The sequence below is a fragment of the Marinobacter azerbaijanicus genome (genome assembly GCF_030250645.1).
Classification (GTDB): Bacteria; Pseudomonadota; Gammaproteobacteria; order Pseudomonadales; family Oleiphilaceae; genus Marinobacter; species Marinobacter azerbaijanicus.
In genome coordinates, this window is the sequence record NZ_JASSVS010000008.1 from 98258 (window position 1) to 119822 (window position 21565).

Annotated in this window: 19 protein-coding genes and 1 pseudogene; 18 read left to right on the forward strand and 2 right to left on the reverse strand. The window is 55.9% G+C overall.

The features are described 5' to 3' along the window. Positions 1 to 167 precede the first annotated feature (167 nt). From QPM17_RS15680 to QPM17_RS15740, 13 genes and pseudogenes are all read left to right on the forward strand, one after another. The gene (locus QPM17_RS15680) at positions 168 to 503 is read left to right on the forward strand and encodes a hypothetical protein (protein ID WP_285391793.1); all 336 of its coding nucleotides are present in this window, start codon (positions 168 to 170) and stop codon (positions 501 to 503) included. Positions 504 to 592: 89 nt separating this feature from the next. After that, positions 593 to 790 (forward strand): annotated as a pseudogene (locus tag QPM17_RS15685) (type II toxin-antitoxin system Phd/YefM family antitoxin). After that, positions 787 to 1050: a Txe/YoeB family addiction module toxin gene (locus QPM17_RS15690; RefSeq protein ID WP_068440496.1), complete on the forward strand. Its 264-nt coding sequence runs from the start codon at positions 787 to 789 to the stop codon at positions 1048 to 1050. Before QPM17_RS15685 ends, QPM17_RS15690 begins: the two are co-directional and overlap by 4 nt. A 579-nt stretch (positions 1051 to 1629) precedes the next feature. Further along, the gene (gene ltrA, locus QPM17_RS15695) at positions 1630 to 2853 is read left to right on the forward strand and encodes a group II intron reverse transcriptase/maturase (protein ID WP_285391795.1); all 1224 of its coding nucleotides are present in this window, start codon (positions 1630 to 1632) and stop codon (positions 2851 to 2853) included. 240 nt (positions 2854 to 3093) lie between these two features. Further along, entirely contained in the window at positions 3094 to 3858 is a 765-nt protein-coding gene (locus QPM17_RS15700) for an SDR family oxidoreductase (protein WP_285391944.1), read from the forward strand. 313 nt (positions 3859 to 4171) lie between these two features. After that, positions 4172 to 4393, forward strand: a complete 222-nt coding sequence (locus QPM17_RS15705) for a GDCCVxC domain-containing (seleno)protein (RefSeq protein ID WP_285391796.1) — start codon at positions 4172 to 4174, stop codon at positions 4391 to 4393. A 252-nt stretch (positions 4394 to 4645) separates the two neighbouring features. Continuing rightward, positions 4646 to 4807 (forward strand): hypothetical protein, encoded by a 162-nt coding sequence (locus QPM17_RS15710; protein WP_285391797.1) that lies wholly within the window; start codon positions 4646 to 4648, stop codon positions 4805 to 4807. Positions 4808 to 4959: 152 nt separating this feature from the next. Beyond that, positions 4960 to 7137: an OsmC domain/YcaO domain-containing protein gene (locus QPM17_RS15715; RefSeq protein ID WP_285391798.1), complete on the forward strand. Its 2178-nt coding sequence runs from the start codon at positions 4960 to 4962 to the stop codon at positions 7135 to 7137. 25 nt (positions 7138 to 7162) lie between these two features. Next, on the forward strand, positions 7163 to 7492 hold the full coding sequence (locus QPM17_RS15720) for a hypothetical protein (protein ID WP_285391800.1): 330 nt from the start codon (positions 7163 to 7165) through the stop codon (positions 7490 to 7492). Positions 7493 to 7534: 42 nt separating this feature from the next. Beyond that, complete coding sequence (yghU, locus tag QPM17_RS15725; protein WP_285391801.1) at positions 7535 to 8413, forward strand: glutathione-dependent disulfide-bond oxidoreductase; 879 nt, start codon at positions 7535 to 7537, stop codon at positions 8411 to 8413. After that, complete coding sequence (locus QPM17_RS15730; RefSeq protein ID WP_285391802.1) at positions 8413 to 9996, forward strand: PQQ-dependent sugar dehydrogenase; 1584 nt, start codon at positions 8413 to 8415, stop codon at positions 9994 to 9996. Before yghU ends, QPM17_RS15730 begins: the two co-directional genes overlap by 1 nt. Before the next feature lie 98 nt (positions 9997 to 10094). Then, entirely contained in the window at positions 10095 to 12056 is a 1962-nt protein-coding gene (locus tag QPM17_RS15735) for an aconitate hydratase (protein ID WP_285391803.1), read from the forward strand. A 38-nt stretch (positions 12057 to 12094) separates the two neighbouring features. Next, positions 12095 to 12466, forward strand: coding sequence for a YidH family protein (locus QPM17_RS15740; protein WP_285358881.1), 372 nt, complete (start codon positions 12095 to 12097; stop codon positions 12464 to 12466). 42 nt (positions 12467 to 12508) lie between these two features. Here the strand turns inward: QPM17_RS15740 and QPM17_RS15745 are convergent, their stop codons facing one another. Both QPM17_RS15745 and ggt read right to left on the reverse strand, forming a co-directional pair. Further along, entirely contained in the window at positions 12509 to 12757 is a 249-nt protein-coding gene (locus QPM17_RS15745; RefSeq protein WP_285391804.1) for a YkoF family thiamine/hydroxymethylpyrimidine-binding protein, read from the reverse strand. Between the two features lie 15 nt (positions 12758 to 12772). Beyond that, complete coding sequence (gene ggt / locus QPM17_RS15750; RefSeq protein WP_422732777.1) at positions 12773 to 14509, reverse strand: gamma-glutamyltransferase; 1737 nt, start codon at positions 14507 to 14509, stop codon at positions 12773 to 12775. 135 nt (positions 14510 to 14644) lie between these two features. Between ggt and purU the strand changes: the two genes are divergently transcribed. The 5 genes from purU to hisC all read left to right on the forward strand — a co-directional run bounded on the left by purU (position 14645) and on the right by hisC (position 21565). Then, a complete protein-coding gene (gene purU, locus QPM17_RS15755; RefSeq protein ID WP_285391806.1) occupies positions 14645 to 15499 on the forward strand; it encodes a formyltetrahydrofolate deformylase in 855 nt (284 codons plus the stop codon). Positions 15500 to 15626: 127 nt separating this feature from the next. Beyond that, positions 15627 to 18227 carry a DNA gyrase subunit A gene (gene gyrA / locus QPM17_RS15760; RefSeq protein WP_285391807.1) on the forward strand — a complete coding sequence of 867 codons (2601 nt, stop codon included), beginning with the start codon at positions 15627 to 15629 and terminating at the stop codon, positions 18225 to 18227. Further along, positions 18211 to 19293 (forward strand): 3-phosphoserine/phosphohydroxythreonine transaminase, encoded by a 1083-nt coding sequence (gene serC / locus QPM17_RS15765; RefSeq protein WP_285391808.1) that lies wholly within the window; start codon positions 18211 to 18213, stop codon positions 19291 to 19293. The genes gyrA and serC overlap by 17 nt, the downstream gene beginning before the upstream one ends. 2 nt (positions 19294 to 19295) lie before the next feature. After that, complete coding sequence (gene pheA / locus QPM17_RS15770; protein ID WP_285391809.1) at positions 19296 to 20396, forward strand: prephenate dehydratase; 1101 nt, start codon at positions 19296 to 19298, stop codon at positions 20394 to 20396. 29 nt (positions 20397 to 20425) lie between these two features. Further along, the gene (gene hisC, locus QPM17_RS15775; RefSeq protein ID WP_285391810.1) at positions 20426 to 21565 is read left to right on the forward strand and encodes a histidinol-phosphate transaminase; all 1140 of its coding nucleotides are present in this window, start codon (positions 20426 to 20428) and stop codon (positions 21563 to 21565) included.

Consider the following 21565-nt stretch of genomic DNA (forward strand, 5'->3'; position numbering starts at 1 on the left):
CAATGGGTAATCACTGTTGATGATGAGCCCAACGCGGAGCTTGTCGGGGTAATGTCCTATGATGGCCCGCAAGCCTGACAAACGTGTCAAAGTCCACGCCAACTACGCTTCGCTCCGTTGGCGCCCATTACCACTGGCGTTATGTGGCAGTTCGTGAAGAGATTTGAATGACGGAAAATTTGACTGAAGCGAAGGAAAAGCTTTTAAGCACAGAGTACCCGCGTTGGCGAAATTTGCTGTCTTGCACGATTCTCGTGCTTTTCACGACGGGTATGGTTTCGGGTTGGTGGTATGCCTATCACACCGCCTCTGACATAGAGTGCCACAAAGGCATGTTGTATTTCTCAGCGGTTTGGCTAGCTGTGCAATGGGTGGTCATTGGCTATCTATACCGCTATCAAAATATTCCCAAATTTGCTCGGGAAGCGATCAACCTACTGATATTACTGGGTAATGTATGGTTTGGTTTGTTCATTTTTTCACTGCAACCGTGCACCCAGTAGTCCAAGCACATAACCAGTCATTCAAGTACGTTCCGGCCCTTGCGGGCCTCTACAGGACCGGTTTTCCGGCGCGCAGCAACCTATATCGGTTGATCGACGAGACCGCCGAGTCCCACTAACCAATCGTCATCATGGGTAAGCGGAACAAAGCCGTCCTGGTTTCCGAGGAAGACTGGTCTGCAATTCAGGAAACACTTTACCTGCTCTCCGTACCAGGTATCCGGGAGTCTATTCGTGAGGGGATGGATACCCCTGTAGATGAATGCGATGAGGAGCTGGACTGGTGACATGGAAGTTGGTTTACACCAAGCAAGCCCAGAAAGATGCAAAGAAGTTGGCCTCCAGCGGCCTCAAACCAAAGGCCCAGGAACTTTTAGCGCTGATAGCGGAAGATCCATACCGCAAGCCGCCTCCGTTTGAGAAGCTCATTGGTGATCTTGCGGGGGCCTATTCACGCCGAATCAATATTCAGCACCGTCTGGTCTACCAAGTGCTGGAGGACGAGCAAGTGGTGAAAGTCCTCAGGCTCTGGAGCCACTATGAATAATGCATAACCAGTCGCTGTTGCCGGACAATTTTTCCACCGCTTCGCGGGTGTGTCATGACGAAAGACTCCGGTCTTTCTTGCTGTACTCAAGATGAGGGAAGGCCCCTCGGTCTCGGTGACCAGACACCGGGATCAAACCGCCCTGTGCGGCTCGCATTAAGAGTGCGGGTCGTGAGCGACAGAGGAAAAGGCAGCCGAGAGCTGTCAGGTACGTGCCCAAGGAGATGAACGTAAGTGAACCGCCGATGAGGTGTCGAAACGGTGAATGTTGCTGTCAAAACCGGGGTTCCCGCGATACTCCGGGATGCGCTACGACGCAGGACTGGTGACGGGCGTAGCGGCAGCCGGCATAGAGGCGGCATGACCTGGGTACAGGCTTGAGTATGGAACATGAGAACCTGTCGTCCTGATGTTAAGGGAGAAGCACAAGTGGCAACCCCACGAGGCGAGAGTACCGATGCAGGACACAGGGACGGATTGCCCCGTAGTAGTGTTGAAGCACCTGTAATGGGTGTGGAGCGAAGGGGGCAAATTATCCCGTTGGGTTCGTATGGCCAACCGGATTCCGGGAGGAGCCGTGTGAATTCGACAAAACCGTTTACCATCCCGAAAGGCTTGGTGTATCAAGCCTACAAACGGGTTCGGGCCAACAAAGGTAGCGCGGGAGTAGATCGTCAGAGTCTGGAAGACTTTGATGCTGACCTCAGCAACAACCTCTACAAGCTTTGGAACCGTTTATCGTCGGGAAGTTATCATCCACCACCGGTCTTGCGTGTAGATATTGAGAAAGCAACGGGAGGAACACGTCCTCTGGGCATTCCGACCGTAGCGGACCGTATTGCACAGACGGTGGTTAAGCTGCAAATCGAACCGGAACTGGAACGGCACTTCCACCCAGATTCTTATGGCTATCGACCTGGAAAATCGGCGCATGATGCGTTGAGACAAGTTCAGGCCCGATGCTGGAAGAGTGCCTGGGTGTTGGACATGGATATCCAGGGCTTCTTCGACAACATCGACCACGGCTTGCTAATGAAGGCGGTGGATCGGCATGTGACGCAAGACTGGCAGAAGATGTACATCCGGCGCTGGCTAAGCGCTCCGGTTCAGTTGGCGAATGGTGCCATCGAATCGCGCGACCGGGGCACGCCGCAAGGCGGTGTGATCAGTCCCTTACTTGCGAATCTATTCCTGCACTACGTCTTTGATCGCTGGATAGAAAAGCGCTGGGGCGGCATTCAGTTCGAACGCTATGCGGACGATATTGTCTGTCACTGCTCCAGTGAGCGAGAAGCCAAAGCGCTTAAAGTTGTCCTTGAGGAACGATTCAGGGCTTGTGGTCTGATGCTGCACCCAGAGAAGACGAAAATTGTCTATTGTAAGGGTGGGCAGCATCGGCAGGATTACCCGGTTTTCGCGTTCGACTTCCTCGGTTTCACCTTCCGGCCGCGCTGGATGCGCAACCGGCAGGGTCGCCGTGGAGTGTACTTCATGGGAGCCATTAGCCAACGGGCAGCAAAAGAGATCCGTACGAAGATCACTGAGTGGCCCTGGAAACGGTGGCGTCAGCGGGAGTTTGGGCAATTTGTCCGGTTCTGCCAGTCCCGAATCCGTGGTTGGATGCAGTACTATGGCCTATTTGGTCGCCGCTATATTCGTAATGTGTTGTTTCACTTCGACTTGCGACTAAGCCGGTGGGCAAAAGGGAAGTACAAGAAGCTCAGGGGACTAATACAGGCTGCCCGTAGGGTAAATGCTTTGAGGTGGCGACACCCTCGGCTATTTGCCCATTGGGTGGGATAACAGGTAGCGGTTGGGTAATAAGAGCCGTATGAATCGAGAGGTTCACGTACGGTTCTGTGAGAGGCTTTGGGGGCGGTTCCCATTGCCTACTCGACCTCCAAAATTGCCGCTAAGCTTCGCGTGATGATGCCAGTTGAAATACCGCAAGATTCGGGTCGGCAGCAATAGTTTGGCCTCCTAATATCGAACCTGTTCGGGCATTTGCCCTTTTATAGTGAACAGAGCTAGGAGGAATGAGTGATGACGATGCTTTCCAATAAAGTTGCTATTGTTACTGGCGCCAGCACCGGTATTGGCAACGCAGCCGCGAAACTTTTTGCGAGAGAAGGTGCTGCCGTAGTGGTGGCTGCAAGGAGACAGAAGGAGCTCGATAACCTTACAGACTCAATCAACGCTGAAGGCGGGCAGGCACTAGCAATAGCAGGCGATGTTGGCGATGAAGGTTTTGCCAAAGCTTTGGTTGATAGGGCAGTAAGCCATTTTGGCGGACTGGATATTGCTTTCAACAATGCAGCCACCTTGGGTGCCATGGGTCCTGTCCCTGAGATGTCGCAAAAAGACTGGAATCAAGTCATTGCGACCAACTTAACCAGTGCGTTCTTAGGGGCAAAGTACCAGTTGCCTGCTATGGCAGCCCGAAGAGGCGGCTCATTAATTTTCACTTCTACCTTCGTTGGTTATACCGCTGGTATGCCGGGCATGGCTGCCTACGCAGCTAGTAAGGCGGGCCTTGTTGGGCTGACCCAAGTACTGGCCTCTGAGCACGGATCTCAGAATATCCGGGTCAATGCCCTTTTGCCTGGTGGCACTGATACGCCGACGGGGCGGGAGTTTGCCGATACGCCCGAAGCACTAGAGTTTGTGCAAAATCTGCATGCTCTCAAGCGTATGGCGACGCCAGAGGAAATTGCTCAATCCGCATTGTACCTGGCTTCCGACGCTTCCAGCTTCACTACGGGTTCTGCAATGCTGGTCGACGGCGGTGTTTCCATAAATCGGGTCTGAGAGGCCGCACCATGTCGGACTATAACCGAATCGCAAGCGCTGTTTCCTGTTTGGTCGAACGTGCGGCTGATCAGCCCAGTCTGGAGGAGATAGCCGCCCAAGTGCATCTCAGTCCCTATCGCTTCCAACGGCTATTTTGTCGTTGGGCTGGTACGATGCCAAAGCGCTTTCTACAGGTCCTGACATTGGAGCGAGGTAAAGGGTTGTCGGATAGCTCCCGTTCCCTGCCGCCTTACAGGCACGGTCAGCTTCTGTGCTGAGTCCAGGCCGGTGTGGATTTGGCTGAATTCATACATTTCGGGAGGGCATGGCTATGGCCGATGTAGTCTTGGAATCAACGATCAAGTGTCCAAACTGTGGACACCAGAAAACGGAAATCATGCCTACCGACTCGTGCCAGTATTTTTACGAGTGTGAGTCTTGCCATGTTTTACTGAAGCCCAAGCATGGAGACTGCTGTGTCTTTTGTTCTTACGGCACAGTACCGTGCCCTCCAATTCAACAAGGGGCAGGATGTTGTGCTCCTGACCGATAACAAGTCGCTGCACACGGGGGTGAGCTTCCCCAGTGCAGTGGACGTGCCGCAGGCACTTCATCCCGGATGGCGATATGGTTGGCGGTTCAGGTGAATGTCTGGCCCCTTCATTGCTGTTTTTGCACGGATTATTTCCGTCATGGCTATAGTGAAAATCTGGTTTCATCATTCACTACATCAATGTTTGCCTATTTCATATACTATAGGCGGTAGAAGTTGGCGAGCAAGCCAACATTCAACCGGGAGAACATAATGAGTAAGAAACCCATAAAAGAGACAATCACTACCGCTGCTATAGAGGAGCAAACCGCTGCTTTTTTAAAGTCCGGTGGTGCTGTTGAATATGTGGTCAAGGGTAAAAGTGGACAGCTCGTATCCGCAGGTCCCAAGCAGATTAACCTGAAAAGCCGCTGATATTGAACGAATAAAGATCCTTCTGTTCAGGTGGTAAGGTTCCACATTTGGTGTATGTGGACGACTGACCAAGACGAAGACCGGTAAAAACTGGATAATGGCGACCATTCAAAGCTACGGCTCGCAAAATTCTCCAATCCGGATACTTCGTCATGGAAATCAACGTCAATTTTCTCGACAACCTCAGGCTTGAAGCCAAGTTTGACGATTTCACCGTCGTTACTGATCAGCCAATCCGCTACAAGGGCGATGGATCGGCGCCCAGCCCCTTCGATTATTTTCTGGCGTCCTCGGCACTGTGTGCGGCCTATTTTGTACGTGTCTATTGCCTGGCCCGGAACATTCCCACCGAGAATATCCGCCTGTCCCAGAACAATATCGTGGACCCTGAAAACCGTTACAACCAGATTTTCAAGATTCAGGTAGAGCTGCCGGAAGATATCTCCGACAAGGACCGTCAGGGCATTCTGCGGTCTATTGACCGCTGTACCGTCAAGAAGGTGGTGCAAACGGGCCCGAACTTCGAGATTGAAACTGTCGAAAACCTGGGCGCAGACGCCCAGGCTTTGCTGATGACCAGACCGGAGGGTGGCACCAGTACCTATATCGAGGGCAAGGATCTGCCCCTGGAACAGACGATCGCCAACATGACCCGGATTCTCGAGAATCTGGGCATGAAAATCGAGATCGCCTCCTGGCGCAATATCGTGCCCCATGTCTGGTCACTGCATATCCGTGATGCTGCTTCCCCCATGTGTTTCACCAACGGCAAGGGCGCCACGAAGGAGAGTGCGTTGTGTTCGGCGCTGGGTGAGTTCATTGAACGGCTGAACTGCAACTTCTTCTATAACGACCAGTTTTTCGGGGAAGACATTGCCAATAGCGAGTTCGTTCACTACCCGAACGAAAAGTGGTTCAAGCCTGGCCCTGACGACGAACTGCCCGAAGGGATTCTGGATGACTACTGCCTGGCCATCTACAACCCGGATGGCGAGCTGTATGGCTCCAACCTGATCGACACCAACTCCGGCAAGACCGAGCGTGGGATTGTCTCCCTGCCTTTTGTGCGCCGGTCGGACGGTGAGGTGGTGTATTTCCCCTCGAACCTGATTGAAAACCTTTATCTCAGCAATGGCATGAGTGCGGGTAATACCCTGCATGAAGCAGAGGTGCAGTGCCTCTCGGAAATCTTCGAGCGGGCCGTGAAGAAGCAGATTATCGAAGAAGAAATTGCCCTGCCGGATGTGCCCCGGGAGGTACTGGAGAAGTACCCGGACATCCTGGAAGGCGTGGAGGCGCTGGAAGCGCAGGGCTTCCCAACTCTGGTCAAGGATGCCTCTCTGGGCGGCCAGTTCCCGGTGATGTGCGTCACCCTGATGAACCCGCGAACCGGTGGCGTATTCGCTTCCTTCGGCGCGCACCCGAGTCTGGAAGTGGCGCTGGAACGCAGTCTCACGGAGTTGCTGCAGGGCCGCAGTTTCGAGGGGCTGAACGATGTGCCACCTCCCACGTTCAATAGCCTTGCGGTTACCGAGCCCAACAACTTTGTGGAGCACTTTATCGACTCCACCGGCGTGGTGTCCTGGCGCTTCTTCAGTGCGAAGTCGGACTATGAATTCTGCGAGTGGGATTTCTCGGGTACCAATCAGGAAGAATCAGCCTGTCTGTTCAATATCCTCAAAGACATGGGCAAGGAAGTCTACGTAGCCGTCTATGAAGAACTGGGAGCGCCGGTATGCCGTATCCTTGTTCCCGGGTATTCCGAGGTTTACCCGGCCGACGACCTGATCTGGGATAACACCAACAAGGCCCTGGACTACCGGGAAGATATCCTGAACCTCCATTCCCTGAGCGATGACCAATTGGCCGATCTGGTGGAGCGCCTGGAAGAGAGCCAGATGGATGACTACACCGATATCATTACCCTCATTGGTATTGAGTTCGACGAGAACACCGTATGGGGCCAGCTCACCATTCTGGAGCTGAAGCTGCTGATCAATCTGGCGTTGCAGCAATATGAGGAAGCGCTTGAGAGAGTAGAGGCCTTCCTGCAATTCAATGACAACACCGTGGAACGCAATCTGTTCTACCGGGCGGTCAATGCGGTGCTGGAAATTACCGTGGATGATGAGCTGGAGCTTGATGACTACCTGGTAAACCTTCAGCGTATGTTCGGTGAGGAAACCATGGAAGCCGTGGTAGGCTCAGTGAATGGCAGTGTTCGCTTCCACGGGCTGACACCGACCAATATGCAACTGGAAGGGCTGGAGAAGCATCTGCGTCTTGTCGAGAGCTATAAAAAGCTACATGCGGCCCGCGCAGCAGGGTAGAGCCCAGTCTTCGGAGTAGATACTTATGAAAAAAGCGCTCTTTTTCTCGGCGCTCCTGGCAGCTTCAAGCCTTAACGTGTGGGCCCAGGAGATGGATTATGACAAGCGCAACCTGCACATTTTCTGTGCAAGTCACCTGGCTATTCTCAGTGAGTTGCTTCCCGAGAAAGGTAAGGACTACAAGGCCCTCGTGTTCATGTCGGACACTCACGGCGATGAGGCACGGAAAATGGGCGCCACTGAGAAGCACTTTTCCGATGTGACCAGTTATCTGAACAAGGTACGTAATAACAACAAAGGCAAGTGGAGCAGGCTTTCATCAAGAAGCAGAGAGGTCTGCCTGCCAAACTCCTGACAACCCAGAGCCATGAATTACTTACGAGACGAGGATGATTGAATGACCGACGATACCTACACGCCTCCGAGAGTCTGGAAATGGGACGCCGCGAGTGGTGGAGCCTTCTCGAAGATCAACCGGCCGATTGCCGGGCCTACCCATGAGAAAGAGCTGCCGGTGGGTAAGCATCCATTCCAGGTTTACTCGCTGGCAACTCCTAATGGTGTAAAAGCCACCATCATGTTTGAGGAATTGCTGGAGAAAGGTATCAAAGAGGCGGAATACGATGCCTGGCTGATCCGCATTACCGAGGGCGACCAGTTTGGCAGCGGGTTTGTGAAGGCGAATCCGAATTCCAAGATTCCGGCCATGATGGATCACACCCATCAGCCGGCCGTACGGGTATTCGAATCCGGCTCCATCCTGCTGTACCTGGCGGAGAAATTCGGTGAATTCCTGCCTACCGATATTGTAGCCCGCACCGAAACTATGAACTGGCTGTTCTGGCAGATGGGTAGTGCACCTTTCCTGGGTGGCGGGTTTGGCCACTTCTACGCCTACGCACCGGAAAAGTACGAGTACCCGATCAACCGTTACACCATGGAAGTGAAGCGCCAGCTTGATGTGCTGGACCGCCATCTGGCGGATAATCACTATATCGCAGGGGATGAGTACACCATTGCCGATATGGCCATCTGGCCCTGGTACGGCGCGCTGGTCAAAAACAAGCTGTACGAGGCAGGGGAGTTCCTTGAGGTCCACACTTACAGAAACGTTGTGCGCTGGGCCGATGAAATAGCCCAGCGCCCGGCCGTCAAACGCGGGCTGATGGTCAACCGCACCTGGGGTGACGAGAGCAAACAGTTGCACGAACGCCATGACGCAAGTGACTTCGAGCTTCGTACCCAGGACAAGCTGGCGCCTTCCGGGGAAAAGTGATGATGGCATCGGTCAGCAGGTGGAAAGTTGTTCTGGCCTTTGTCATTGCGCTTCTGCTGGGCTCGGTGCTGGGCAGTCTTGTGCAGACCCAGATCAATCTCCAGGCACTGGCAGGCCTGGGGGTTGAGATCAGCCCGGAAGTCCGGCTGGAAACCACGCTCGCTGACCTGATCAACTTTGCGCCTCTTTACGCCATTCTGTTCGGGTTGAGTTTTCTGGTTTCACAGGTGGCTGCATCGTTGGTGGTGAGGCTGGCAGGGAATTCAGGTCGTCTGTGGTTGCACCCCGTTGCCGCGGCGGTCGGTCTTTGGGCAACCTTGCGAATAGTGGACGCCCTGGCGCCCATGCCCACGTTAATCGCAGCGACTCGTGATACGGGTGGTCTGATGTTGATGCTTCTGACTGCCGCCATATCGGGCTGGGTGTTTACCGTTCTTGCTTCCCGGCTGCCCAACAGGAACGGCAAATCGTCTGCCGTGCCTGTTGTGGCGTTGCTCGCAAGTGCCGGTTTGGCTCTGCCCGAGTCTGAGGCCCTGGCGGATGAGACGTTGGGCTACAAAGTAGAGACAGTCGCCAGCGGCCTCGAGCACCCCTGGTCACTGGCGTTCCTGCCAGACGGGCGAATGCTGGTTACAGAGAGGCCCGGCAGGTTGCGAATGCTGACCGCGGAAGGGGAGCTCATGCCCGACGCGCTGACTGGCGTACCGGAGGTGTTTGCATCTGGTCAGGCCGGCCTGTTTGAAGTGTTGCCCGCAAGGAATTTTGAACAGAGCCGACGGGTCTTCCTGAGTTATGCCTGCGGCACCATGCAGGCCAACCACACCTGTCTGGCCAGGGGCGAACTTGGTGAGCAGGGCCTGGACAATGTGACCGAGATTTTCCGGGTTCAGCCGGCCAAGCAGGGTAATGCCCACTACGGTGGCCGTCTGGCATGGTTGCCTGACAATACGCTGGTGCTGACCCTTGGAGACGGTTTTGATTACCGGGAGCAGGCCCAGCGTCTTGAAAACCACATTGGCAGTATTGTTCGCCTGAACCCCGACGGCACTGCGCCGGATGACAACCCCTTTTTCGGCAGCGACTCGTATCAGAGTGAGATTTACAGCTATGGCCACCGCAATGTTCAGGGGCTGGTCTACGATAGCGAACAGCGCCGGCTCATTGCCCATGAGCACGGGCCCCGTGGCGGTGACGAAATCAATATCATTCGCCCGGGAGCTAATTACGGCTGGCCCATTACCACCCACGGGCTGGACTATACCGGCGCCCGGGTAACGCCATTCCAGGATCAGGAGGGGATTGAGTCACCCCTGCTGCACTGGACGCCTTCTATCGCGCCTTCGGGTATGACGATCTACACCGGGGGCCTGTTTCCCCGGTGGCGAGGTGACTTGCTGGTGGGCGCACTGGTTACCAGGCAGGTGCATCGCGTCAGATTGGAGAACGGTCAGGCAAGGGAAGTGGGAACTCTGTTCGGTGAACTGGGAGAGCGTATCAGGGCTGTTCAGACTGGTCCGAATGGCGCGGTATACCTACTCACGGACAGTTCTGATGGGCGCTTGCTGAGGGTGACGCCTGAATAGGAAAGGTGGTTTTCCCCGCCTTGACAGCAGAGTCAGCGTGGGGCAGCTATAGTTAAGGGTATGAATTTCTGAAATCTGGCTCGCATGGGGGTTATCCAATGACGAAACAGACGAAGAGTCAACCGCGTAATCTTGCCCACAAGCTGATTGAGTCGCACCTGGTGTCGGGAAAGGGCAAGCCCGGCGAGGAAATCGGGCTGCAGATTGACCAGACGCTTACTCAGGATGCCACTGGAACCCTGGTCATGCTTGAGCTGGAGGCCATGGGGCTTGACCAGGTCAAGACCGAGTTGTCTGCTCAGTACGTCGACCACAACCTTCTGCAGACCGATAATCGCAACCCGGACGACCACGTGTTTCTGCGCAGTGCCTGCGAGAAGTTCGGCATCTGGTTCAGCCCCGCCGGTTCCGGTGTGAGCCACCCCGTACACATGGAGCGCTTTGGTAAACCGGGCAAAACCCTTCTTGGTTCTGACAGCCATACCTGCGCAGCAGGGTCTCTCGGCATGCTGGCGATGGGCGCAGGCGGTCTTTCCGTTGCCACGGCAATGTGTGGCGAGCCTTTCTATCTCAATATGCCCAGGGTGATGGGAGTAAAACTTACAGGAAGGCTTCCGGAGTGGGTGAGTGCAAAGGATGTCATTCTGGAAATGCTCCGGCGCCATGGCGTCAAAGGCGGTGCCGGGAAAATCATTGAATACTATGGTCCGGGCCTGAAAGGGCTGTCTGCCATGGATCGCCATGTGATTGCGAACATGGGGCAGGAGATGGGTCATACCGCCACGGTGTTCCCGGCAGATGATGTGGTGCATGATTTTCTCAAGCAGCAAAAGCGGGAAAACGACTTCCAGAGACTGGAGGCCGACAGTGGTGCCACCTATGATATGTACGATGAGATCGACCTGGGTAAACTGGAACCGTTGATTGCGCTACCAAGCAGTCCTGGCAAGGTATTCCCGGTGAGGGAAGTGGCAGGAGAGCCCATCTACCAAGCCTATATCGGTTCTTCCGCGAATCCGGGGCTGCGGGATTTTGCAGTTCCGGCGATGATGGTCAAGGGACGTCAGGTTCATGAGAGGGTCTCCTTTGACATTAACCCCACCTCGCGTCAGGTGCTGGAGAACCTGGTCGAGCTGGGCCATCTTACGGATCTGCTCAGTGCCGGCGCGCGTTTGCATCAGACCGGCTGCAATGGCTGCATTGGCATGGGGCAGGCGCCGGCGACGGACCAGATAAGCCTGCGCACGGTTCCGCGGAATTTTGCGGGTCGGTCCGGTACCAGTGAAGACAAGGTTTGCCTCTGCAGTCCTGAAACGGCGACTGCTTCGGCACTCCGGGGCGTTATTACAGACCCCCGTGATCTGGATATGAGTTATCCCGTCTTCGATGAGCGCACCACCTTTTTCGTGGAAGATCGCAATATTCGCCCACCGGCCAGGCACCCGGAACTGAGCGTGGTTGAAAAAGGGCCGAATATCAGCACACTGCCGACGTTTGAGGGGCTTCCGGATTCGTTGGAGGGGCCGGTTCTGCTCAAGGTTGGTGATGACATCTCCACGGATGATATCCTGCCTGCAGGCTCCAGAATCTTACCGTTTCGCAGTAATATTCCCGCGATCAGCGAGTTCACCTATACTCGGCTGGATCCCACCTATCCGGAACGGGCAAAACAATACCAGGACAGCGGCTCGCTGATTGTTGGTGGTGAAAACTATGGCCAGGGCTCGAGCCGGGAACACGCGGCGCTGGCGCCCCGTTATCTTGGCTTGCGGGCGGTCATTGCCAAAAGCTATTCACGAATACACTGGCAGAATCTATGCAGCTTCGGTGTACTGCCGCTGAATTTTGTGACGCAGGACGACTTTGACAGTATCGAGCAGGGTGACAATCTGGTACTTAAGGGGCTGGTGGAAGCATTGAAGTCGGGAGACAGTATTTTTGCTGAGAACACCCGCACCGGCGAACGTTATGAGTTGACGCACAACCTGAGTGAACGCCAGGTCCGTATGGTCATAGAGGGCGGCCTGCTGAACATGATGCGCCAGGCATTGGCTGCATGAAGCCTGCAGTTAAAGAGAGGCATAACTAAAGGAAGCCCATGTCCGACCTGAAAGACCCGAGAGTTCTGTTTGCTGCCGAACGCACGTTGCTGGCCTGGAACCGCACCAGTCTGTCCTTCATTGCCTTCGGTTTTCTGATTGAGCGGGCAGGGCTGCTCCTGCATGTTCTGGCGCCGGAAAGTGTGGGCGTAATGAACGCGATGCTGGGGTTCTGGATTGGCATCCTGTTTATACTGCTTGGGGCCTTTGCCGCGGTATGGTCGTCACGCCAGTTCCGTGCCCTGCTGCGTACCCTCAGCCCGGCGGAGTTTCCCACCGGATATGGATTTCGCTGGGGCCTGGCGGTCAATATGGTGGTGGCCTTTCTGGGCCTTGTGCTGGTGGGTGCGCTGTTTATTGGCCGCGGGTAGGGCGACTACCCACGGCCCGGTTCGTTGCCTGCCCGGGTGAAGCTACCTTGGCCTGCGGTCGCCTTCCATAATCTTCGCCACGAATACCGATTTGCCGTACTCCTCGAACGACCATTTCATGGTATCGGAAAGCACCCGCATAACCTCATCGTACTCACCGAACATTTCCGTGCTCATGCGCCCGGAATGCACTTCCAGGCCACTTTTCTCCAGCCGTTCAATGACGGCGCGAATCGGTGGTTTATAGTCATCGGTGAGCGGATAACAACTCAACTGTACTGATAAAAACATAACAACCTCCCGGGTTCAGTAACCCATGGCTGACGATGTACTGCGGCGCGGATCCGCACCGCCATGCAGTGTTCCTTCGCTGTCAATCAGTATGCTCTGGATGGCGCCCATCGCGCTACCGGTTACCACTTTGTGGCCTTTACCTTCCAGCAACCGCACGGTGTCGGGACTGATTCCCTGTTCAATGCGGATCTCATCTGGCAGCCACTGGTGGTGAATCCGGGGGGCACTGACTGCAGACTGTATGTTCATATTATGGTCAATCACATTGAGCAGCACCTGCAAGGTGGTGGTGATGATCCGCGAGCCGCCGGGGCTGCCGGTGACCAGGTAGTTGCGGCCATCACGCCTGACAATGGTTGGCGACATGGAGCTCAGCATGCGTTTGCCGGGTTCCACCCTGTTGGCTTCGCCGCCGATCAGTCCATAGGCGTTGGGTTCGCCCGGTTTGGCGCTGAAATCGTCCATTTCATTGTTCAGCAGGAACCCTGCACCGGTAACGGTGATGCCGGAACCGTAACTGAAGTTGATGGTGTAGGTATTGGAAACGGCGTTGCCCCAGCGGTCAACAATGGAAAAGTGGGTGGTTTCCGGGCTCTCATAGGCGCTTGGGTTGCCGGCGCTGATCTCGGAGGAGGGTCGGGCTTTGTCCGGGTTGATGGTTTTCCGCAAAGCCTCGCCATAGGCTTTACTGGTCAGACCTTCAAGGGGAACCTCTACAAAGTCCGTATCCCCCAGAAACTCGGCCCGGTCGGCATAGGCGAGTTTCATGGCTTCCGCCATATGGTGAATGCTGGCAGCGGAGTTGTGGCCAAACTCGGCCAGCGGGTAGCCCTCGAGGATATTGAGAATCTGGACAATATGAGTGCCACCGGAAGAGGGTGGCGACATGGAATAGATGTCGTGTCCCCGGTAGTTGCCATGAACCGGCTGGCGGATTTGCGGCTGGTAGTTTTTCAGGTCGTCCAGGGTAATCAGGCCGTCATGACGTTCCATTTCCTCCACGATCAGTTGCGCGGTCTTGCCTTCATAGAAGCCTTCAATGCCCTGATCGGCAATGCGCTGGAGGGTGTCCGCCAGTTCCGGTTGCCGGAAGCGTTCCCCGGGCTGCCAGGCAGAGCCGTCTTCCTTGTAGAAGGTTTCCAGGGTCGCCGGCCAGCGCGCCAGCCGATCCCGGGCCTGTTCCAGACCTTCGGTAAATCGGTCGGGTACTGTAAATCCATCCCTTGCCAGCCTGATCGCCGGTGCCAGGGCCTGCTCCAGGGAAAGTGTGCCATGCCGCTCCAGTGCCATGGCCAAGCCGGCAACAGTGCCGGGCACTCCCGCCGCCTTGTGGGTGAACCGGCTGCGGTTCGGCACCACGTTGCCGTCTTCGTCCTGGAACATGGTTTCGGTGGCGGCTGCCGGCGCTTTCTCGCGGTAGTCGATCGCTTCAATCGCCTCGCCGTTGCCGGGGGCATAGAGCATGAACCCGCCTCCGCCGATATTCCCTGAGCGCGGCTGGGTGACCGCCAGCGCAAAACCCGCCGTTACCGCCGCATCCATGGCGTTGCCGCCATTTCTGAGGACCTCCAGCGCCACCTCTGTAGCCAGTGTATGGCTGGTGGCGACCATGCCGTTCGATCCCTTGACCGGGTGGTGTCGCTCACCCTCCAGAATGGCATCAGCCTGCGCAGGTTGCAGCGGTAAAAGTAGTGTCAGGGCGACAATCAGCCTGCCGGCCAGTGAATGGCGCAGCACGGCTTTTTTCATGCGTACCTGTAGGGGGTGTCTGTCCATGTTACTGTGCCTCGTTTCTGGTGCTCAGATAGGCTATCATAGCCGGTCATTTTTTAGGGTGTGAACCCGCACGCCCGCTTTCCCGGATCAGATTAAGGAAAGGCTTCCATGGAGCATACCTATCGTCTTGTGATTTCCTGCCCGGATCGGGTGGGGATCGTTGCCAAGGTCAGTAACTTTCTGTCGACCTACAATGGCTGGATTACCGAGGCGAGTCACCACTCGGATACCCAGGCAGGCAGGTTTTTCATGCGGCACGAAATCAAGGCCGACTCGATTCCGTTTGGACTTGAGCAGTTCCGCATTGCCTTTGAGCCTATTGCCCGCGAGTTTGATATGGACTGGCATATTGCTGATTCGGCCCAGCCCAAGAAAGTTATCCTCATGTGCAGCAAGGAGTCCCACTGCGTGGCAGACCTGCTTCACCGCTGGCACAGCAAGGAAATCAACGCCGAGATCGTTGCCGTTATCTCCAACCATGAAGACCTCAGGCGAATGGTGGAGTGGCACGAAATACCCTACCACTACATCCCTGTGAACAAGAACAACCGCGACGAAGCCTTCGGCGAAGTGGACGGTCTGATCGAAGGGTACGAGGCCGATGTGGTCGTTCTGGCCCGGTACATGCAAATACTGCCGGCCAGTCTGTGCGAAAAATACTCGGGCAAGGTCATCAACATCCATCACAGCTTTCTGCCATCGTTTGCCGGCGCCCGGCCATATCACCAGGCGTACAGCCGGGGTGTGAAGCTTATCGGCGCCACCTGCCACTACGTAACGCAGGATCTGGATGAAGGCCCCATTATCGAGCAGGATGTGATCCGCATCAGCCACAGCGACTCCATCGAGGATATGGTGCGCCTGGGTAAGGACGTGGAGAAAAATGCCCTGTCCCGGGGGTTGAGGGCGCACATTGAAGACCGTGTGATCACCTACGAAAACAAGACCGTGGTTTTTGACTGACGGACACTGCCATATGCTCCGCTAAAGGGTTGAATGTGGTAGTATTGGCCGCTTGTTAAAGAATAACTATGGGGTGCTCTGAAGGGCCCTGAAACGACTTCCAGCAAATGCAAAGGAACCTTTCTCGATGGGTGAGTTAGCCAAAGAGATCCTGCCGGTAAATATTGAAGACGAGCTGAAACAGTCCTACCTCGATTACGCCATGAGCGTTATCGTTGGCCGTGCGCTTCCGGACGTGCGGGACGGCCTCAAGCCGGTACATCGCCGCGTATTGTTCGCCATGTCCGAGCTGAACAACGACTGGAACAAGTCTTACAAGAAGTCCGCCCGTGTGGTGGGTGATGTCATCGGTAAATACCATCCCCATGGCGATTCCGCTGTTTACGACACCATTGTCCGTATGGCCCAGCCTTTCTCCCTGCGGTATCCGCTGGTGGACGGCCAGGGCAACTTTGGTTCCATCGACGGTGACAACGCAGCCGCCATGCGTTACACCGAGATCCGCATGGAGAAGATTGCCCACTCCCTGCTGGCGGATCTGGACAAGGAAACGGTGGATTTCGTCCCCAACTACGATGGCACCGAGCAGATTCCGGAAGTGTTGCCCACGCGGGTACCGAACCTGCTGGTTAACGGCTCCTCCGGTATTGCCGTGGGCATGGCGACCAACATTCCGCCCCATAATCTCACCGAGATCGTGAATGGTTGCCTGGCGCTGATCGACAACCCGGACATGACCGTTGACGATCTCATGGGGCATATCCCGGGCCCCGACTTTCCCACCGAAGGTATTATCAACGGTCGCGCCGGCATTGTTGAGGCCTATCGCACCGGTCGTGGGCGTATCTATATCCGTGCCCGTCATGAAATCGAGCACGACAAGAAAACCAACCGCGATGCCATTATTATCACCGAGCTGCCATACCAGCTGAACAAGGCACGGTTGATCGAGAAAATAGCAGAGCTGGTTAAAGAAAAGCGCCTGGAAGGCATTTCCGAGCTGCGGGACGAGTCCAACAAGGAAGGCATCCGGGTGGTGATCGAACTGCGCCGTGGTGAGAATCCGGACGTTATCGTCAACAACCTGTTTGCCCATACCCAGCTTCAGACCGTATTCGGCATCAACATGGTTGCCCTGATCAACGGTGAGCCGAAGACCCTCAACCTGAAGCAAATGCTCGATGCGTTTGTTCGCCACCGCCGGGAAGTGGTTACCCGTCGTACCATCTACGAATTGCGCAAGGCCCGCGACCGTGGCCATATCCTGGAAGGCCTGACGGTTGCGCTGGCGAACATTGATGAGATTATTGCCCTGATCAAGGCTTCTCCGGGAGCTGCCGAGGCAAAAGAAAAACTGATGGCCCAGGGTTGGGCACCGGGTGACGTTCTGGGCATGCTGGAGCGGGCAGGTGAAGATGCCTGTCGTCCTGACGACCTGCCGGAAATATTTGGCCTGCGCAATGGCCTTTATCATCTGTCGCCGGAACAGGCCCAGGCCATTCTGGATCTGCGCCTGCATCGCCTAACCGGTCTTGAAACCGAAAAACTTCAGAATGAATACAAGGAGATCCTCGAGAAGATCGCGGGTCTGCTGGAAATTCTGGGTGATCCGGACCGATTGATGGCGGTGATTCGCGAAGAGCTGGAAGCCATTGTTACCGAGTTTGGCGACAAGCGTCGGACTGAAATTACCAGTTCCAAGCGTGACCTGACCATCGCCGATCTGATCGATGAGGAAGATCTGGTGGTGACGATTTCCCATGGTGGTTACGCCAAGACCCAGGCGGTTGAAGACTATCAGGCTCAGCGCCGTGGCGGTCGTGGCAAGGCTGCAACGTCCATGAAAGACGAGGATTTCGTCGAGAAGCTGCTGGTTGCCAATTCCCACGACACCATCCTGTGCTTCTCCAACCGTGGCAAGGTGTACTGGTTGCGGGTATTCGAGATTCCCCGGGCCAGCCGTGCTTCCCGCGGTCGCCCGATGGTTAATATCCTGCCGCTGGAAGAGGGTGAGCGGATTACCACGTTCCTGCCGGTGCGCGATTATCCGGAAGACCAGTACGTGCTGATGGCAACATCGGCTGGTGTGGTCAAGAAAACCCCACTGCCGAACTTCTCCCGCCCGCGCAGCAGTGGTCTGATTGCGCTGTCGCTGGATGAAGGCGACACCCTGATTGGCGCCGCCATTACCAAGGGCGATGCGGAAGCCATGCTGTTCTCCACAGCTGGCAAGGCTGTTCGTTTCAATGAGGAAGCTGTGCGCCCCATGAGCCGGACAGCCCGCGGCGTGCGTGGTATCAAGATGCCAGAAGGGCATCACGTGGTGTCGTTGATCATTCCCGAGGAAGGTGGGATGTTGCTCACGGCGAGCGAAAACGGCTACGGCAAACGCACTGCTTTCGACGAGTTCCCCACATACAGTCGTGGCAGCCAGGGCGTCATCGCCATGCAGTGTTCCGAGCGTAACGGTAACCTGGTGACAGCACTGCAGCTGTTCGAAGGCGACGAAATGATGCTGATCTCGGACAAGGGTACGCTGGTGCGTACCCGCACCGACGAAGTATCGGTTCTGAGCCGGAATACCCAGGGTGTTCGCCTGATCAAGCTGAGCCAGGAAGATGAGCGCCTTGTGGGCGTTGAGCGTATTGCTGAAACCGATGCGGAAGACGAGACCGTTGTAGATGGTGAGGCCAGCGTAGATGGTGAGGACGATGAGCAGGGCGTATAACTTTTGTGCAGGCCCGGCAACCCTGCCGGAGCCCGTGCTGCAACAGGCACGGGAAGAAATGCTGGATTGGCGCGGCACCGGCATGTCGGTGATGGAGATGAGCCATCGCGGTGATGCGTTCGTGGAAATCGCTGAAACTGCCGAAAAAGATCTTCGGGAACTGGCCGGAGTTTCGGACGACTACGCGGTGCTCTTCATGCAGGGCGGTGCGTCCAGCCAGTTTGCGACCATTCCGTTGAACCTGCTGGGCGACAAGACCTCTGCGGATTACGTCAACACCGGAATCTGGTCGAAGAAGGCGATTGCTGAAGCGAGTCGCTACGGCCAGGTCAACGTGGTGGCCAGCAGCGAAGCCGATGGGTTCACCAGTATTCCTGACCAGCATAGCTGGGACACCCATGCCGATGCGGCGTACCTGCACTACACGCCCAACGAAACCATCGGGGGGCTGGAGTTCGACTTCGTGCCGGAGAGCGGTTCCGTGCCGCTGGTTGCGGATATGTCCTCCACCATGCTTTCTCGACCGGTGGATGTGTCCAGGTTCGGTCTGATCTATGCGGGTGCCCAGAAAAATATCGGCCCGTCCGGCCTGGTGGTGGTGATCATTCGCAAGGATCTGTTGGGCAGCGCCCTGAAGATGACGCCTACCATGATGAACTACCAGGTGATTGCTGATAATGGTTCTATGTACAACACGCCTGCTACGTATTCCTGGTACCTCGCCGGCCTGGTGTTCAAATGGCTGAAAGAGCAGGGCGGTGTCGAAGCGATGGGTGAGATCAATCGTCGCAAAGCCAGCAAGCTGTATGGCTTTATCGACGAGAATGATTTCTACGCCAACCCGATTTCTCCGCGTTTCCGCTCCTGGATGAATGTGCCTTTCACCCTGGCGGATGAGTCACTTAACAGCGCGTTCCTGCAAGGGGCAGAGGAGCGTGGCCTGCTGAATCTCAAGGGCCATCGCTCCGTTGGTGGTATGCGAGCCAGCATCTACAACGCGATGCCAGAGGCCGGGGTTGATGCATTGATTGACTACATGACCGTATTTGCGAAGGAGCGGGGCTGATCATGAGCGGTGATGAGCAGGCCCGTCTCGGGCAATTGAGGGACGAAATTGACCGGCTGGACCGGGAGATCATGGAGCTGATCAGCAAGCGGGCAGAGTGCGCTCAGGAAGTGGCCCGGGTAAAAATGGAAGCCCATCCCGGCGAGGATGTGTTTTTCTATCGTCCCGAGCGGGAAGCGCAGGTGTTGCGGCGAATCAAGGAAAGTAACCCTGGCCCTCTGTCCGGTGAGGAAATGGCGCGGTTGTTCCGGGAGATCATGTCCGCATGCCTTGCCCTGGAAAAACCCATGCACATCGCTTTCCTGGGGCCCATTGGCACCTTTACCCAGGCGGCGGCTCTCAAGCACTTTGGTCATTCCGTGGTCAGCGTTCCACTGCCGGCCATTGATGCGGTTTTCCGCGAGGTGGAATCCGGTGCGGCCCACTATGGTGTGGTGCCGGTAGAAAATTCCACCGAGGGCATGATCAACCATACCCTCGACATGTTCATGTCCTCGCCTCTCAAGATCTGTGGCGAAGTCCAGCTGCGTATCCATCATCACCTGATGGTGTCTCCGCAGAATAAAGACAAAGAAATCGTCCGCATCTATTCCCATCAGCAGTCATTTGCCCAATGTCGGCAATGGCTGGATACCCACCGCTATGGTATCGAGCGGGTCACAGTGAGCAGCAATGCAGAGGCGGCCCGGCGTGCCGCGGAAGAGCCGGGCACGGCCGCCATCGCCGGCGATATGGCGGCGGAGCTTTATGGTCTGGAGATGCTGGCGACCAGCATTGAAGACCGGCCGGACAACACCACCCGCTTTCTGATCATCGGACGCGAGGAAGTGCCGGCCAGCGGCAATGACAAGTCCTCCATACTTGTGTCCATGCGCAACAAGCCGGGCGCGCTCTACCAGTTGCTGGAACCGTTCCACAAGCACAATCTGAGCCTGACGCGCATCGAAACCCGGCCGTCTCCGAGCGGCACCTGGGCCTATGTGTTCTATATCGATTTTGAAGGCCATGTTGATGACGAACAGGTCAGCAGGGTGCTTTCCGAGATTGAAGAAGAGGCGGTGGAACTGAAGCGCCTGGGGTCTTATCCCATCGGGGTTTTGTAACGAATCACGGATTGTTGAGGAAGGGTGAGATGTCGATTGATTACCAAAGTCTGGCAGTCAAAGGTGTGCAGGCGCTATCCCCTTATCAGCCGGGCAAGCCCATCGATGAGCTGGCCCGGGAGCTGGGTCTCAACCCGGACAGCATTATCAAACTGGCCAGCAATGAGAATCCCTTGGGGCCCAGTTCAAAGGCGCTGTCGGCGGTCAGGGACGCACTGGATGAGCTTTGCCGCTATCCTGACGGTAATGGATATACACTCAAGCAGGCGCTGTCCTCGCGTTTTAATGTAAAACCAGCGCAGATTACCCTCGGTAACGGCTCCAACGATGTTCTCGAAGTGATTACCCGATGCTTTGCCGATCCCGCGTCGGAAGTGGTGTTTTCCCAGTACGCGTTTGCCGTGTATCCGCTGGTGACTCAGGCGATTGGCGCCACTGGCGTCTCGGTGCCCGCCAGAGACTATGGTCATGATCTCAATGCCATGGCAGAGGCAGTAACCGATCGCGCCAGACTGGTGTTCGTTGCCAACCCGAACAATCCCACCGGTACGGTCCACGGCGCAGAAGCAATCGAGGCATTTCTGGCCCGTATTCCAGAGCGCGTAATAGTTGTTCTGGATGAAGCCTACTGTGAATACCTGCAGGGCGAAGGGTATGCAGACGGTCTGTCATTGCTTGAACGATACCCCAACCTGATCGTTACGCGGACTTTTTCCAAGGCTTGGGGTCTGGCATCGCTGCGGGTTGGCTACAGTATCAGCTCGCCGGAAATAGCCAATGTTCTTAACAGGGTGCGTCAGCCATTTAATGTGGATACTCTGGCGCTGGCAGCGGCGACTGCCGTTCTGGACGATGAAGACTACCTACAGCGCTCCCGTGATGTGAATGCGGAAGGCATGAAACAGCTTGAGACTGCATTTGACGAAATGGGGCTGGATTACATTCCGTCTGCGGGAAATTTCATCGCGGTAGACGTAGGGGAAAAAGCCCACGACATTAACCAGTCACTGCTGGAGCAGGGTGTGATTGTGCGGCCCATCGCCGGCTATGGCATGCCCCGACACCTGCGGGTTTCCATAGGGCTACCCGGGGAGAACGACCGATTCATTGAGTCCCTGTCCCGGGCGCTGGACAGCCTGTCTCTCGCTGAATCCGGGCGGGGAGCATAA

What these genes read in the sequence shown, in the direction of transcription:
- QPM17_RS15680 (WP_285391793.1), top strand. Translation starts at nt 168, where the DNA reads ATGACGGAAAATTTGACTGAAGCGAAGGAAAAGCTTTTAAGCACAGAG.
- ggt (WP_422732777.1), bottom strand. Translation starts at nt 14,509, where the DNA reads ATGAAAAAAGCCGTGCTGCGCCATTCACTGGCCGGCAGGCTGATTGTC.
- QPM17_RS15745 (WP_285391804.1), bottom strand. Translation starts at nt 12,757, where the DNA reads ATGTTTTTATCAGTACAGTTGAGTTGTTATCCGCTCACCGATGACTAT.
- QPM17_RS15700 (WP_285391944.1), top strand. Translation starts at nt 3,094, where the DNA reads ATGACGATGCTTTCCAATAAAGTTGCTATTGTTACTGGCGCCAGCACC.
- pheA (WP_285391809.1), top strand. Translation starts at nt 19,296, where the DNA reads ATGAGCGGTGATGAGCAGGCCCGTCTCGGGCAATTGAGGGACGAAATT.
- QPM17_RS15715 (WP_285391798.1), top strand. Translation starts at nt 4,960, where the DNA reads ATGGAAATCAACGTCAATTTTCTCGACAACCTCAGGCTTGAAGCCAAG.
- QPM17_RS15705 (WP_285391796.1), top strand. Translation starts at nt 4,172, where the DNA reads ATGGCCGATGTAGTCTTGGAATCAACGATCAAGTGTCCAAACTGTGGA.
- gyrA (WP_285391807.1), top strand. Translation starts at nt 15,627, where the DNA reads ATGGGTGAGTTAGCCAAAGAGATCCTGCCGGTAAATATTGAAGACGAG.
- QPM17_RS15710 (WP_285391797.1), top strand. Translation starts at nt 4,646, where the DNA reads ATGAGTAAGAAACCCATAAAAGAGACAATCACTACCGCTGCTATAGAG.
- hisC (WP_285391810.1), top strand. Translation starts at nt 20,426, where the DNA reads ATGTCGATTGATTACCAAAGTCTGGCAGTCAAAGGTGTGCAGGCGCTA.
- purU (WP_285391806.1), top strand. Translation starts at nt 14,645, where the DNA reads ATGGAGCATACCTATCGTCTTGTGATTTCCTGCCCGGATCGGGTGGGG.
- yghU (WP_285391801.1), top strand. Translation starts at nt 7,535, where the DNA reads ATGACCGACGATACCTACACGCCTCCGAGAGTCTGGAAATGGGACGCC.
- QPM17_RS15740 (WP_285358881.1), top strand. Translation starts at nt 12,095, where the DNA reads ATGTCCGACCTGAAAGACCCGAGAGTTCTGTTTGCTGCCGAACGCACG.
- QPM17_RS15720 (WP_285391800.1), top strand. Translation starts at nt 7,163, where the DNA reads ATGAAAAAAGCGCTCTTTTTCTCGGCGCTCCTGGCAGCTTCAAGCCTT.
- QPM17_RS15735 (WP_285391803.1), top strand. Translation starts at nt 10,095, where the DNA reads ATGACGAAACAGACGAAGAGTCAACCGCGTAATCTTGCCCACAAGCTG.
- serC (WP_285391808.1), top strand. Translation starts at nt 18,211, where the DNA reads ATGAGCAGGGCGTATAACTTTTGTGCAGGCCCGGCAACCCTGCCGGAG.
- QPM17_RS15730 (WP_285391802.1), top strand. Translation starts at nt 8,413, where the DNA reads ATGATGGCATCGGTCAGCAGGTGGAAAGTTGTTCTGGCCTTTGTCATT.